This is a genomic window from Gilliamella sp. Gris3-2, from assembly GCF_001690345.1.
Taxonomy (GTDB): Bacteria; Pseudomonadota; Gammaproteobacteria; order Enterobacterales; family Orbaceae; genus Gilliamella; species Gilliamella bombi.
In genome coordinates, this window is record NZ_LZHB01000014.1 from 24,494 (window position 1) to 38,978 (window position 14,485).

The following is a 14,485-nucleotide window of genomic DNA, read 5'->3' on the forward strand; positions in this document are numbered from 1 at the left end:
ACGCTTTCATTTTTGGTGTGAAGGATGCATGATCATGAGTCTATCGGGTAAACGTATTTTGTTAGGGATTACTGGTGGGATTGCCGCTTATAAATGTCCTGAACTTGTTCGCTATTTAAAAAAATCTGGCGCGCAAGTGCATGTAGTTTTGACTGATTCTGCTAGCTATTTTGTCACTAAAATGACGCTTCAAGCTGTTTCTGGCAATCAGGTTTCTAGCGATCTCTTTGATCCATCGGCCGAGCTTTCTATGAGTCATATTGAACTTGCCAAATGGGCAGATTTAGTATTAATTGCGCCTGCAACCGCCAATATTATCGCTAAAATGGCAAATGGTATTGCCGATGATTTGTTATCAACAATTTGTTTAGCAACATCTTCGCCAATTGCCATTGCTCCGGCGATGAATCAACAAATGTATAAAGCCGCCGCAACTCAACATAATTTATCTGTATTAGCGTCAAGAAATACCTTAATTTTAGGTCCAGACAGTGGTTTTCAAGCCTGCGGTGATGTTGGACCAGGACGTATGCTTGAGCCGCTCACTATTGTTGAAGAAATAACCCACTATTTTAAATCAACCTCAGTGCTTTCAGATATATCAATTACCATTACGGCAGGACCAACAATCGAAGAAATCGATCCAGTTCGTTATATTAGTAATTACAGTTCAGGAAAAATGGGGTTTGCAATTGCAAACGCCGCTGCTCAAATGGGTGCCAATGTCACATTAATTAGTGGACCGGTTCATTTACATACGCCGAATAATGTCAACCGAATTGACGTTAAAAGCGCTAAACAGATGTACGATGAAGCAATGAATTACGCTAAAAAATCAAATATTTTTATTTCTTGTGCCGCTGTTGCCGACTATCATGCTAAAACAATTGCGACACAAAAAATTAAAAAAACGGGCGATAACGATGAACTTGTGATTGAATTAGTTAAAAATCCCGATATCGTAGCTAGTGTCGCAGCGCTAAAAACACATCGCCCTTTTGTGGTAGGATTTGCCGCTGAAACTAATGATGTTAAAGCTTATGCACTAAAAAAATTAACCGCAAAAAACTTAGATTTAATTTGTGCTAATGATGTTTCTGATAAAACCATTGGCTTTAATTCCGATCAAAATGCATTAACACTGTATTGGCAAAATGGTGAGCAAACGTTACCATTAAGCAGTAAAAACCAATTAGCAACACAGTTACTTCAAACTGTTATAACACGATATAAAGCGAGTCATGATGAAAAGAAAAATTAATATAAAAGTATTAGACAAACGTTTAGGTAACGAATTTCCTCTGCCTACTTATGCAACTGAAGGATCTGCAGGCATTGATTTAAGAGCAATGTTTGATAAAACAACCGAAATAAAACCAGGAGAAACTATCCTAACTCCGACTGGTTTATCAATGCATATTGCTGATCCTAGTTTAGCGGCATTAGTGTTACCGCGTTCAGGGCTTGGTTCAAAAAATGGTATTGTACTTGGTAATTTGGTGGGTTTGATTGATTCAGATTATCAAGGACAACTATTTGTTCCTGTTTGGAATCGAAGCCAAACTCCTTTTGTGATTGAAGCAGGCGATCGAATTGCCCAACTAATCATTGTTCCGGTTGTACAAGCCGAATTTAACATTGTTGATGAATTTGTTGAATCAGTACGAGGCGAAGGTGGTTTTGGACATTCGGGTAAAAAATGATCGTGAGTAGCAAAAATAGAAATCGCAAAGAAGATATCTTACAAGCATTGGCAAAAATGCTTGAATCTAATGAAGGCACTCAAAGAATAACTACAGCTAAATTAGCTGCAACAGTAGGTGTTTCTGAAGCAGCTTTATATCGACATTTTCCAAGTAAAACAAAAATGTTTGAAAGTTTAATTGTCTATATTGAAGATATCTTGTTATCCCGTATAAATGTGATCATGCATGAAGAGCCAAATACATTTACTCGGTTACAACTTATTCTTGCTTTGATATTAGGGTTTTCTGAAAAGAACCCAGGATTAACCAGAATTATGACTGGGCATGCATTAATGTTTGAGCAAGATCAGTTACAAGAACGTATTAGCCAGCTATTTGAACGAATTGAAACTCAAATTAAACAAGTTTTACGCGAGCGAAAAATTCGTGAAGGTGTTGCCTTCATAACTGATGAACGTATTTTATCTAGCCAATTATTAGCTTTTTGCGAGGGAATGATGGCACGTTATTCTCGTTCAGGTTTTAAATATCTACCAACAACTAATTTTGATACACGTTGGTCTTTATTAATCAAACAACTTGTTTAGCCAATTGCGAATTAAATTATTTTAACAAAAATTTCTATTACCCATTGCTGAGGATAATAATATGAATTTTGAAGGTTTCTTAAATTATACCCTTTCATTTATTGAAAAATATGATGGGGTTGTATTTAGCTATATTGCTCATTTTTGCTTTGCCATTATAATTTTTGTTATTGGTAGAACTATCGCTAGATTTATTAGTAACCAATTAAAAAGAATATTATCAAATCGACACGTTGATCCAACTGTTGTTAAATTTGTCAGTGCATTAGCATACTATGCGACTATTGTAATGACATTGGTTGCTGTTTTAGGTCAATTAGGAGTACAAACAGCATCCATTGTTGCTGTGATTGGTGCGGCTGGCTTAGCTGTTGGTTTAGCGTTACAAGGTTCACTATCTAACTTTGCGGCTGGAGTGATTTTAATTATTTTTCGCCCATTTAAAGTCGGTGAAACGGTAATAATCAATAGTCAGCAAGGTATTATTGATTCTATACAAATTTTCTCAACATCTATTGTTACACCAACCAACGAACTAGTTATAATTCCTAACAGCCAAGTAGTAAGTGCTAATATTATCAACTATACTCGCTTACCAGAAAGACGTTTAGATTTGGTGGTTAATGTTGGTTATGATTCAGATATTCAAAAAGTCTATCAAGTGTTAAAGCAAGCAGTTGATAAAACTAATAATATATTAACATCCAAAGAGCCTACCATTCGATTAGATGTTTTAGATGCGTCCTCGATGAATTTTAATGTGTTAGTTTGGACATTAAACGAAAATTATGGCACGGTAAAAGGTGATCTGCTTGAAAATATCAAAAATGGATTAACTGAAAATAATATTAATATTCCATACCCAACAATGGATGTAAATCTTAGCAGTAAGTAGCCAATCAATTATTAAAAACTCCGTCTGTGTTTATCAACGGAGTTTTTTATTATCTAAAAAAAATTAAATATCTTGATCCATATTTAACGCTGGTTTTTCGCAATCAGGGCAACCCACCACTTTGGCTGGTACACCTGCAACGGTTGTATGCTGAGGTACGGGATCTAACACAACAGAGCCAGCTCCAATTTTAGCACCTTTGCCTATTTCAATATTACCTAAAATTGTTGAATGAGCTCCAATCATCACTCCTTCACGAATTTTTGGATGGCGATCACCATTTTCTTTACCTGTACCGCCTAATGTAACCGATTGCAAAATAGAAACATCATTTTCAATTACCACTGTTTCTCCAATCACAATACCTGTTGCGTGATCAAACATTACTCCACAGCCAATTTTTGCCGCAGGGTGAATATCAACGCCAAATACAATCGCAATTTGGCTTTGTAAAAAAATAGCCAATGATTTACGGTTTTCCTTCCAAAGCCAATGTGCAATTCGATAAGCTTGCAAGGATAAAAATCCTTTGTAATAAAGTAGTGGTGTTGAATAGTAATTAGTGGCTGGATCGCGAATATAAACAGCCATGATATCGCATATAGCTGACTGAATAATATTTTGGTCCGCTTGATAAGCCTGACGGGCAATTTCACGAATTTCAATAGCGGGCATAACCTGAGAAACAAGCTTATTAGCTAAAATATAGCTTAAAGCACTCCCCAGATCTTCATGATTGAGTAAAGTTGCATGGAAATAACTAGCTAACATCGGCTCGCTTTCAACTAACTCAGAAGCTTCTTGTCGAATGGTTTTCCATAACATCTCGGGTTTAACAACTACTTTTACATCGTTCACTACAAGTCCCTATACATATTATCTAAAATTGCTAATATTGTTTCGCAAACTTTCCTTAGAAGCAAGGATTGTATTGATTTAACATCAATATGGAAACAATATGTTTCCATATTTATAATTATAAGGGCTAATTTAAAATTATTGTTGTTTTGCTTTTTTCTCGTCACTTAAAGTAAATATAGCTATTATCGAAGTAATCAAAACAACCCCAGCAAGCACATAAAATGTTGTCGCATATCCTGTATTATCAAATAATTTACCCACAAACCATGACAACACAATAACGCCAAGATTTGATGAAATATTAAAACCAACTAAATAAAGTGTAGCAGATAACCGAGCATCAAAATTACCTACAATATATTTAAACATCGCCAAAATAAATAATGGAATTTCAATTGCATGAAATAACTTAACGAATGATATCAGATAAATATTATCTAACGTTGCAGATAATGCAATTCGGCAAATCATAACTAGTGCAGCAACTAATAGCGATTTTTTAGCTCCCATTTTGTTAATAAAATAAGGAGCAATAATCATACAAGTTGCTTCTAAAAAGACTTGGAAGGAATTTAAATAACCGTAAACTTGATAGCCATCTTCTGGTTTTTCAAAAAAACCAGTATAAAAATTAGGAAATAACTGCTGATCATAGATAGTATAAAAACTATAAGTACCAATAACAAACAACACAAACAACCAAAATTTTTGCAAACCAAATAGCGATAAGATTTCGCCCATTGTTGGTATAGTCGTTGTTTTTTCTACTAAAGCAGTATCGTTATTTTCAGTTGGTGATGCTTGATATTGTTTTGGCTTAAATACTATATTAATGGTGAAAAAGATAACCGCAACACCCGACGCCATCCAAAAGTTAATATGAGGATCAATGCCGAATAAAATACCCGCAACAAACGTTGCAGCAGCATAACCAAATGATCCCCAAAAACGAGCAGGACCAAATTCAAAGCCAAATAATCGACTAATACGTTCAATAAAAGAATCAATCAAAGCACTGCCCGAAATAAAGCTGGCACTTAAAACTGGTGCACCGATACAAACACCCCAAATAAAATCATTTTTTAATAAAGGCTCATACACATAAATTAAAAAAGGGCCAATAAGAACCATGATAATACTTTGGAAGGTCACTACGGCTTTACCTATTTGTAATTTATCTTGGATAATGCCATAGAAAATCATGAAAAACATGGCTGCGGCAGAATTAGCCGCATAAACAATACCTAACTGCTCACCGGATAAGTCAATTTTACTTTTTAGCCAAATTGCGTAAAAAGACCACCACAGCGACCACGCAGCATAAAAAGTAATAAGGTAACCAGACGAGAACCAATAGTTTCTATTTTTTATCATATTCATGTTTATTACTCTTATATTGTTGAAAATCGATGAAGTTTAACGTTAACATTATTGTCATATTTGATACTAAATAGATAGAACCAATTGTCATAAATGTTACTTACCTCACACTTTTTATCATTTCTATTTGTGGTATCATCATGCATAGTAATGGCTGATAATCATATTTATCTTGTTAAACAAAAGGATTTAACTATGGCTTCACTTAAGGATGTTGCAAAGCTAGCATCTGTTTCATTGATGACGGTTTCACGCGCAATAAATAACCCTGAAAAATTAAATAAAGAAACTTACAAACGCGTTAAACAAGCTATTGAGCACCTTAATTACGTACCTGACTTATCGGCAAGGAAGATTCGTGGTGATAAGTCAGGACCAAGTGCAATTGGTGTTTTGGCATTAGAAACAGCAATGACACCATTTTCGGTAGAATTACTACAAGCCATAGAAAAGACCGCACAAGATCATGGCTGGAATACCTTTATCGTTAATTTATTTGATGATAAAGATCCCGATCATGCAATAAACACCCTGCTATCATATCGCCCTAACGGTATTATCTATACCACAATGGGATTAAGAAAAGTTGAACTTCCTGAAAAGTTATTAGATAAAAATGTTGTATTAGCCAACTGTATAAGTGATTCAAAACAACTAGCTTGCTACATTCCAAATGACTATTTGGGTCAATATCAAGCCATGCAACAAGTAATAAAGAAAGGCTATAAAAAACCATTATGCATCTATTTATCAGAAACCACATTAGCAGGGAAAACTAGACGTAAAGCTGTTGAGCAAGCGTGGTTAGATGCGGGTTACAATTTAAATAAGATTACTAGTTACCATACCTCAACTTTATCAGATGATCTTGCTCAAGAATATATGATGACGGTTGATATACTCAAACAGCATTGTAATAAAAAACCCGATTTTGATGTATTAATTTGTGGTAATGATCGAATAGCTTTTGTTGCTTATCAATATTTACTCGGTCAAGGACTTCATATTCCTTCTGATGTGGCTGTATTAGGTTACGATAACATGGTAGGTACTGGAGAACTATTTTATCCCCCCCTGACAACAGTGCAATTGCCTCATTATGAGATTGGAGAACAAGCAGCTTTACATATAATTAATAACAAAAACCAAAAACAGATAATACAGGTAGCATCACCTTATTTAGAAAGGAATTCATTATAGCTTACTTAAATTGACCGCCAAATGGCGATCAATTCAATCATCAATTACGCATAAATAGATTTTAACTGCCAGCTATCTACTTTGGTTATTTTGGCGCTACCATTTTCAGCAAATAAATTAACTACTCGCTCTGCTGGTAATTTTGGATAGATACGGCTTGAAAGGCTATATAAATCACCATTAACAAATACTTCTACAGATGAAGCATCAACATACACATGTAAAGTTAATTTTTGGCTCTCTGGTAATGGTACGCTACGATAACCAGTTAATTCAAGACCGGATAAACTACGATCAAGAACAATACGATTAGATTGTAAATCAACATATAGTAATGTTGCTTGTTTACCATTTTCAGTGGCAGCAAGTTGCAAACCAAAACGCTCAGCATCACTTTCTTTTAGATCAAACTCAACACAAAGTTCACAACAAATTGACTCAATATTGGTATTTTTAAGTTCACTATTGAGCGTTATTTCACCAAATGATTTTGGCTTTTCGCGCAATGCTTCAAGTTCTTTTACTGGGCGATTTCTGACTTTATTATCTTGATCTAAAATCAGTTCACGAGGAAGTGTAAATGCGCCTGCCCATTTATCTTTTTTGCTTGGCATGGCTAACTGCCACATATCCATCCAAGCAAAAATAATACGACGTCCATCAGCGGCAAGAAATGATTGCGGTGCATAAAAATCGTGTCCAAAATCCATTTCTTGAAAAGGTTTAACTATTGAAAATTGCTGCCCAGGTTGCCAATTACCTACTATATAGCCTGATTGGAATTGATTACGATACTGATAACCTTTTGCTTTCAACCCTTGTGGTGAAAACATCAAAACCCATTTATCACCAAGTGGAAAAAAGTCAGGGCATTCAAGCATATAAACATCAGGATCGATATCACTCACTACAACATGATCCAATTGCCATTCATTTAAATCATCAGATCTAAATAGCAAAACTTGACCAACATTATTTGGCGTTCTTTGACCAACAACCATCCACCATTTACCATCTTGTTGCCACACTTTAGGATCGCGAAAGTGCATCACTCCGTCTTGAGGGGTAAGTACTGTGCCTTGCTTTTCAAAATGAATGCCATCTTTACTAGTTGCAAGACATTGGCTTTGTCGAATCTGTTCATCATAACCTTGGCCACTCAACCAAATATGACCAGTATAAATTAAGTATAACTCACCATTGTTATCTACGGCCGATCCAGAAAAACAGCCTGACTTATCAAATTCTTGATCGGGAGCAATAGCTATTGGCAACCTTCGCCATGTGACTAAATCATCACTAACAACATGTCCCCAATGCATTGGTCCCCAATTTTCATCATAAGGATGATGCTGATAAAAGGCATGATATTGACCTTTAAAGTAAATCAAACCGTTAGGATCATTCATCCAACCAGCTGGTGGAGCTAAATGAAAATGTGGATAATATTGTTTATTCATTACTTTTTCTAAATTTTTAACAGCTAGATTGGCTTTATCAATAGCAGTAGACATAAAAACCCCTTTTTTATCCAATATTTTATGTATCTTAATTTAATTGTTAACGTTAACTGTTAATGAAATTAGCGATAAAATATGTGATGATAGTCACATATTTTTAACGTTAACAATGAATTTTTTGTCAAATGATTTAGTCTATGACGGACTTTTAAAAAATGACTATTATAAATTCAACAACAGATTAACTATTAATGACTTTACTAAAAAGCAAAAAGATGACATATTTCAAAAAACTCAAGTAATCTGTCTCTATACTAGATTACCGCAGTAACTGACTATAATCGAGTTAAAAAATGAATAATACTAAAGTTTGGTCCCTTGGGGATGCCGTTATTGATTTATTGCCATTTGGTGATATGAATTATAAAGCATGTGCTGGTGGCGCACCTGCAAATGTTGCAATTGGTATTGCAAAATTAGGGCTGCCTTCAGCGTTTATTGGTCGTGTTGGTAATGACCCTTTTGGTGATTTTATGGAAACCACATTCCGCCAATATAACGTTGATTGCCAAAGCATTGAAAAAGATGAACATCATCGAACAAGTACTGTGGTTGTTGATTTAGGAAAAAACGGTGAACGTAGTTTTACTTTTTTGGTTTCACCTTCAGCTGATCAATTTTTATCTCAGCAAGCAATTCCTAATTTTAACCAAGATATTTTACACTTTTGCTCTTTGGCGCTAGTTGGCCACACCTGCCGTCAAACACTTAAAATTGCGATTGAACAACTTACCGCTAAAAATGGCCTAATCAGCTTTGATGTTAACTTGCGCGAACAGATGTGGGCCAATAAAGACGAAATGCGCACCACCATTACCCAATTTTGTCATGATGCTGATATCCTCAAACTATCAGACGAAGAACTATTTTGGTTAACTCAAAGCAATGATTGGAGTGAAGCATTAAATAAACTACAACAACACTATGAAGCACCATTAAAATTAATTACCAAAGGTAAAGATGGCAGCATTGTATTATGGAAAGGTAAAACATTTTCGTTTGATTCGTACCATGTAAATAGTGTTGATACAACCGGTGCAGGTGATGCTTTTGTCGCAGGATTACTCAGCAGTATTGCATCATCAGGCATGCCTGAGGATAAACTGATGTTAGAAAGCATGATGACCATTGCCAGTGCTTGTGGAGCCTTAGCTACAACCAAAAAAGGCGCATTAACTGCACTACCTGATAGTACATTTTTACAATCATTTATTAGCGATAATCCAACATTAACAGCAAAACAAATGGCATACTAAAAATAGTAAAAACTTACTAATAGGGCAGCAAGATTGAACACAATAGTTTCAAAATATAATTATGATTGACTGTCCTTTACCACTCAATAACTTAACTACTCAGTAATTTAACTATTTAATAACTCAACTATTTAATTAAATTACTGTTTATAAAATCAAATAGCATTTAACACCGACTACATTGTGATCTTGCCCACTGATCTATCATAAAAACATCATCAATCGTCGATGGCTCAGGGAAAGCCAATTGATCTAATACTTTTGATACATCTTTAGCAATATCCATAAAACCAATTTTATGTTGCAAAAATGCTTCAACCGCAACTTCATTGGCGGCATTGAGCGCCGTGGTAGCCGCTTGCCCTTGATTAAAGGCATTGATTGCCAATTTTAAACATGGATAACGGTCAAAGTCAGGTTGTTTAAATGTTAACGACGAAATTTGCGTAAAATCTAAAGGTGGTACGCTTGAAGGAACACGATCGGGGTAAGACATGGCATAAGCAATTGGCGTGCACATATCAGGCACACCAAGTTCAGCCACCACACTGCCATCTTGATAACGTACCATTGAATGGATAATTGATTGCGGATGAATAATAATTTCCATTTCGTCGGCACTGGCATTAAATAGCCAACGAGCTTCAATATATTCCAGCCCTTTATTCATCATCGTTGCCGAATCGACAGATATTTTTTTACCCATCGACCAATTAGGGTGAGCAACCGCTTGCTCGGGGGTGACATGTACCAGTTTAGCTAAATCCCAATCGCGAAATGGTCCGCCAGAACCTGTTAACACGATTTTAGTAATACCATGATCAGCAAGATTAGCAAAACCTAAATCATGCTGTACCGCCGTTGGCAAACTTTGAAAAATAGCGTTATGTTCACTATCCACTGGTAACAACTCAGCATCATACTCTTTAACCGCTTGCATAAACAAATGCCCACAGGTTACTAACGATTCTTTATTGGCCAACAAAATACGCTTACCTTTTTTAATCGCAGCAAGCGTTGGTTTTAGCCCTGCCGCCCCCACAATAGCCGCCATCACTTGATCGACCTCGGGCAACTGCGCTAAGTCGCAAATGGCTTGTTCACCACTTAACACTTCAATATCCAATTTTAAATTAGCAAGATTTGCTCTTAATGCCGTCTCAGCTTGCGCTGTTGCCATGGCAACGTATTTAGGCTTAAAAGCCAGACATTGCTCAGTCATTTTGGCAACATTATTACCTCCTACTAAAGCATAAGCTTTAAATAGATGTGGATTTTGAGCAATAACCGCTAGCGTACTGCAACCAATTGAACCTGTCGAACCTAAAATTGTGATATTTTTCATATTAATACATTAAATCTATATTATGGTTAGCTAAAAAATTAATAAATTGCTTGGTTGGCACTTTATCTGTAATAATTTGATTAAACAGAGTTAACTCACCAATAAAAGCCGGTTTAACTTGATTAAATTTAGTATGATCGGCAATCAAAATATTTTGACCTGATTTTTTTATCGCCTGCAATTTCATAGCAACTTCATCAAAATGATAACAAGTTGCACCTTGTTCAATATCAATCCCTGCGGCCGAAATAAACGCTTTATTTGGGCAAATCGAATTTAATTCACTATGCTGTCCAATAGTGCTAAAAATCGCATTATTAGCCTGATAATGACCACCACATAAAATTGTCTTACAATTAGATTTATTTTGTAATGCTAAAAATGCGTTTAATGAATAACAGATAGCAGTAAAAGTTATTTCATCATCAATGGCATCAATAATAAAAGGAATAGTCGTACCGCAATCAAAAAAAACGGTATCGTTTTCTACAATGTATTTACTAGCTATATTGGCAATATATTGTTTTTCATAAACCTGTTTATCTTGTTGGTCTGACAAAAAATACGGGGTAATTTGATGACGAGCATCACTAACAACATAGCCACCCAAAACACTTAGGGAACAGCCAACATGGCTCAAATCTCGGCGAATAGTCATTTCTGAAACAGCCAACAACTTTGCAGCATCTTTTAAATGAATCTTATCTGTTTTTTTTAAAAGTTGAATAAGATCATTCACTCTTTTTTGTGATTGTGTTTCCATGCTGATCCTATAAATCAATAATAACAAGCTACATAAGTAGCTTATTAATTGATATCATTGATTAATAATCACTGGTCGAAGTTACATCACCAGAAACAATCGCAATACCAGCACTAGCCCCTAAACGCGAAGCCCCCGCTTGAACCATTTTTTCAGCCGTTTGACGATCACGAATACCACCCGATGCCTTAACGCCCATCTCATTGCCAACGGTATCACGCATCAACTTAACATCCTCAACCGTTGCGCCAGATACACTAAACCCAGTCGAGGTTTTAACAAAAGCAACACCGATTTGCTTACAAATTTCACAAACTTTAACAATTTCGTCTTTAGTTAATAAACAAGTTTCTAAAATCACTTTTAATGGCACAGCACCACAAGCATTAAATACCGCCTCAATATCTTGTTTAACCGCATCCCAATCATTGCTTTTTAACCAACCCACATTAATAACCATATCGATTTCTTGCGCGCCTGCTTTAACCGCCATTTCGGTTTCAAAGGCTTTAGCGCTAGTTAGCATTGCACCTAAAGGAAAGCCAACGACTGAACACACTTTTACATCGCTACCTTTTAGTAAACTAGCCACTAAAGGAACATAGCCTGAATTTACACAAACTGAATAAAAATGATATTGTTTAGCTTCTTCACAGAGTTTAGTTATTTGGTCTTTTGTTGCGTTCATTGCAAGTAAAGTATGATCGATATACTTTGCATAACTCATAACGAGATCCTTAAAATGTCTTTGTAATAATGTTTAATTAAATATTGTTAGTCTGTAAATAAATAGGGATGTTATAAAAATAACAAATATAGCCAAGCACTGTTATTTTTATAACATTATGGCGTAATTGATTGAAATAGTACAGATAAAAATCTGTGTTTAAATTTTAGTTTTTCGTGAAAGAAATAACATTTATATCAATAATTTACCAAATATTATTATTTGGCGTGCTAATTTCGCTTAGGTGACAGCACATCCTGATGAAGGAAAAGAGTTAATGGAATTTAATTCTTCTATTTTTCATTTTTTTTATAATACTCTGTTTTATTGAGCCGAGTGTGTTTTATCACAAGATAAAAACGATCGAAACTCAGCACATCCAAAAAAAATCAAGTATCTTAATAAATCTTTACAAAATTTTTAGTTAAAAATGTAGCCAAATTTTTTTTAAACATTATAATTTTAAAAATTAGAATTAATTCAGCTATATTTTATAGATTATAGATCGTTAAAAAAATAAAATAAAACAATATATTACTTTACAAAAGGGATGTTATGCAGTATACTTATCAACACCAGACACCAGACACCAGCACTGGCAAACCTATGTCTTAAATTTATTAAATAACCACGTTAGACGAGTTTTTACACTTACTTCATTTTTAGCATCGAAATTATCCATACAATTATCTACAAAAAAAACGTTGGTATTAGTGCCATTGTTGTTATTGCCGTATTCGCCTAATTTGCAGGCATTAACTGCGCATACTAGTAATGTTATACAAGGTAGTGCACCATATTTAACATTTGATGGTGGTAAAACTAAAGCGATCACAACCGATGATTTATTGAATATCACTCTATTGGATGGAACAATAGTTACTCCATCAACCAATACATCAAGCGTAACAAATCCAATAACTTTACCTAAAGGAAGTACTTTAAGTGATATTCACATGTTGATTCCCTCATCAGTTGATTCAGTCAGTTTAAATGATATAGTGAACACTTATCATTATTGGGGCGATGATGATGGTGATGGTCAGGGAATAAATGGCGTAACCGCAAAAGGAAATCTATCTGCTTATTTTTCCGATAAAAATGGTAATGCTGTTAGTCGTAATGATATTTTAGATATTTGTAAAGCACCTTATAAGGTGATATTAAGTAGTACAGAGGGGTCTTTAAAAACACAGTACGGTGTACCAGATACAAATTATTTCCACCGTCAATCGGTGGAGTACTACATCAGCCCAAATTTACCTCCTAAAATCTGTCATGTAAGACCAAATCTAACCTATGGTGCAGGTGATTACGCTGGTCCAGCTAATATTTGGAATCCAACTAAAGGATTTCTAGTTCAATCAACTAATCCAACATTTTACGAATTAAATTTTCCGACAACAGGTGCAGATGGTTTGTACTTTGATTTAGACATAGGTGGAGGTAGTCAGTTGACTTGGACTCCTGTTACACATGGGGGAATAACAGCTACTGTGACAAGGACGTTACCAAATGCAGGCGATAATTGGATATCCAATCATTCAGTAGAGGTAATGCGCGTTACGTTAACGGGTCCTAGGGCAAGTGATAACCAAAAAAGCTCAGATTCCCCAAGTCCAATTAGCAAGCCAACCTTGCCTCAAACATTCGAGTTAGTGGGTAGAGATAGTCAAGGTAGTGTGGTTGTCAAGTATGGGTTTGTGTTGAAGCAATGGTTCGTTAATCGTGGATTTCGAGCGACTGACGCTTCTAAACAAGCTTCTTGGTGTAGCCATTTAGGTTATCGTTTTCCACAGGTAAGGGATTTAACTAATGCGGTTTGTTCCGGTAAGTGGTCAGGTCACTGGTGTCAAGGTTCTGTCGGTGCCATCCCATCATCATCTGGTAATCATTACCAGCGTCGAATTGGCGTAGGCTTTTTTACTGAGTGGGGAGATATGAGCCGTTATACCAACGCAGATTTTGCTAGTCGCAACTACTGGACAAGTGATACTGGAAATAATTACTTATTCGGTGTTGACTCGGACGACGGTGATGTGCTCGGTGGGAGAGCTAGTAGGAATGGACTTTGTGCTGCTAATTAGCCTTTCGGATTTAGTCCTTGACTGCTGGGGGGAATTATATTCTCAATAGCAGACAATCTATTAAAAAAAGTAAACTTTAATGGTTGTTTTTATTCGGTATAGTTTCGGACGTTTTGAGCTTTTGCTTTAAATAGTTTTAGTAGCAATGTATGAGCTAA

General features: G+C 35.5%; 13 protein-coding genes. 7 read left to right on the top strand and 6 right to left on the bottom strand.

From position 1 onward, the window contains the following. The first annotated feature begins 34 nt into the window (after window positions 1-34). The 4 genes from coaBC to A9G32_RS02215 all read left to right on the top strand — a co-directional run bounded on the left by coaBC (window position 35) and on the right by A9G32_RS02215 (window position 3,188). Window positions 35-1,261: a bifunctional phosphopantothenoylcysteine decarboxylase/phosphopantothenate--cysteine ligase CoaBC gene (gene coaBC, locus A9G32_RS02200; protein ID WP_065590217.1), complete on the top strand. Its 1,227-nt coding sequence runs from the start codon at window positions 35-37 to the stop codon at window positions 1,259-1,261. Then, complete coding sequence (gene dut / locus A9G32_RS02205) at window positions 1,245-1,703, top strand: dUTP diphosphatase (protein ID WP_065590216.1); 459 nt, start codon at window positions 1,245-1,247, stop codon at window positions 1,701-1,703. Before coaBC ends, dut begins: the two co-directional genes overlap by 17 nt. Continuing rightward, window positions 1,700-2,293, top strand: coding sequence for a nucleoid occlusion factor SlmA (gene slmA / locus A9G32_RS02210; protein ID WP_034909580.1), 594 nt, complete (start codon window positions 1,700-1,702; stop codon window positions 2,291-2,293). Before dut ends, slmA begins: the two co-directional genes overlap by 4 nt. A gap of 61 nt (window positions 2,294-2,354) precedes the next feature. Then, window positions 2,355-3,188, top strand: coding sequence for a mechanosensitive ion channel domain-containing protein (locus A9G32_RS02215; protein ID WP_065590215.1), 834 nt, complete (start codon window positions 2,355-2,357; stop codon window positions 3,186-3,188). 63 nt (window positions 3,189-3,251) lie between these two features. Here the strand turns inward: A9G32_RS02215 and cysE are convergent, their stop codons facing one another. Together cysE and A9G32_RS02225 are read right to left on the bottom strand one after the other, a co-directional pair. Beyond that, window positions 3,252-4,013, bottom strand: coding sequence for a serine O-acetyltransferase (gene cysE / locus A9G32_RS02220; protein ID WP_034909630.1), 762 nt, complete (start codon window positions 4,011-4,013; stop codon window positions 3,252-3,254). Between the two features lie 171 nt (window positions 4,014-4,184). Beyond that, a complete protein-coding gene (locus A9G32_RS02225) occupies window positions 4,185-5,429 on the bottom strand; it encodes an oligosaccharide MFS transporter (RefSeq protein ID WP_065590214.1) in 1,245 nt (414 codons plus the stop codon). 195 nt (window positions 5,430-5,624) lie between these two features. On the opposite strand from A9G32_RS02225, the gene A9G32_RS02230 reads away from it, so the two are divergent. Then, on the top strand, window positions 5,625-6,629 hold the full coding sequence (locus tag A9G32_RS02230; protein WP_065590231.1) for a LacI family DNA-binding transcriptional regulator: 1,005 nt from the start codon (window positions 5,625-5,627) through the stop codon (window positions 6,627-6,629). A 44-nt stretch (window positions 6,630-6,673) separates the two neighbouring features. On the opposite strand, the gene A9G32_RS02235 is transcribed toward A9G32_RS02230, so the two are convergent. Beyond that, window positions 6,674-8,143, bottom strand: coding sequence for a glycoside hydrolase family 32 protein (locus A9G32_RS02235; RefSeq protein ID WP_065590213.1), 1,470 nt, complete (start codon window positions 8,141-8,143; stop codon window positions 6,674-6,676). A gap of 299 nt (window positions 8,144-8,442) precedes the next feature. On the opposite strand from A9G32_RS02235, the gene A9G32_RS02240 reads away from it, so the two are divergent. Continuing rightward, entirely contained in the window at window positions 8,443-9,405 is a 963-nt protein-coding gene (locus tag A9G32_RS02240) for an aminoimidazole riboside kinase (RefSeq protein WP_065590212.1), read from the top strand. A 166-nt stretch (window positions 9,406-9,571) separates the two neighbouring features. Here A9G32_RS02240 and ispC read toward each other — a convergent pair whose 3' ends face one another. The 3 genes from ispC to deoC form a co-directional block, all read right to left on the bottom strand. Continuing rightward, window positions 9,572-10,750, bottom strand: coding sequence for a 1-deoxy-D-xylulose-5-phosphate reductoisomerase (gene ispC / locus A9G32_RS02245; protein WP_065590211.1), 1,179 nt, complete (start codon window positions 10,748-10,750; stop codon window positions 9,572-9,574). Window position 10,751: 1 nt separating this feature from the next. Beyond that, on the bottom strand, window positions 10,752-11,513 hold the full coding sequence (deoR, locus tag A9G32_RS02250; protein ID WP_065590210.1) for a DNA-binding transcriptional repressor DeoR: 762 nt from the start codon (window positions 11,511-11,513) through the stop codon (window positions 10,752-10,754). Between the two features lie 61 nt (window positions 11,514-11,574). Continuing rightward, entirely contained in the window at window positions 11,575-12,240 is a 666-nt protein-coding gene (gene deoC, locus A9G32_RS02255; protein ID WP_065639686.1) for a deoxyribose-phosphate aldolase, read from the bottom strand. Between the two features lie 713 nt (window positions 12,241-12,953). On the opposite strand from deoC, the gene A9G32_RS02260 reads away from it, so the two are divergent. Then, entirely contained in the window at window positions 12,954-14,327 is a 1,374-nt protein-coding gene (locus A9G32_RS02260; protein WP_065590208.1) for a hypothetical protein, read from the top strand. Window positions 14,328-14,485: the final 158 nt, after the last annotated feature.

What these genes read in the sequence shown, in the direction of transcription:
- coaBC (WP_065590217.1), top strand. Translation starts at nt 35, where the DNA reads ATGAGTCTATCGGGTAAACGTATTTTGTTAGGGATTACTGGTGGGATT.
- dut (WP_065590216.1), top strand. Translation starts at nt 1,245, where the DNA reads ATGAAAAGAAAAATTAATATAAAAGTATTAGACAAACGTTTAGGTAAC.
- slmA (WP_034909580.1), top strand. Translation starts at nt 1,700, where the DNA reads ATGATCGTGAGTAGCAAAAATAGAAATCGCAAAGAAGATATCTTACAA.
- A9G32_RS02215 (WP_065590215.1), top strand. Translation starts at nt 2,355, where the DNA reads ATGAATTTTGAAGGTTTCTTAAATTATACCCTTTCATTTATTGAAAAA.
- cysE (WP_034909630.1), bottom strand. Translation starts at nt 4,013, where the DNA reads ATGTTATGGAAAACCATTCGACAAGAAGCTTCTGAGTTAGTTGAAAGC.
- A9G32_RS02225 (WP_065590214.1), bottom strand. Translation starts at nt 5,429, where the DNA reads ATGAATATGATAAAAAATAGAAACTATTGGTTCTCGTCTGGTTACCTT.
- A9G32_RS02230 (WP_065590231.1), top strand. Translation starts at nt 5,625, where the DNA reads ATGGCTTCACTTAAGGATGTTGCAAAGCTAGCATCTGTTTCATTGATG.
- A9G32_RS02235 (WP_065590213.1), bottom strand. Translation starts at nt 8,143, where the DNA reads ATGTCTACTGCTATTGATAAAGCCAATCTAGCTGTTAAAAATTTAGAA.
- A9G32_RS02240 (WP_065590212.1), top strand. Translation starts at nt 8,443, where the DNA reads ATGAATAATACTAAAGTTTGGTCCCTTGGGGATGCCGTTATTGATTTA.
- ispC (WP_065590211.1), bottom strand. Translation starts at nt 10,750, where the DNA reads ATGAAAAATATCACAATTTTAGGTTCGACAGGTTCAATTGGTTGCAGT.
- deoR (WP_065590210.1), bottom strand. Translation starts at nt 11,513, where the DNA reads ATGGAAACACAATCACAAAAAAGAGTGAATGATCTTATTCAACTTTTA.
- deoC (WP_065639686.1), bottom strand. Translation starts at nt 12,240, where the DNA reads ATGAGTTATGCAAAGTATATCGATCATACTTTACTTGCAATGAACGCA.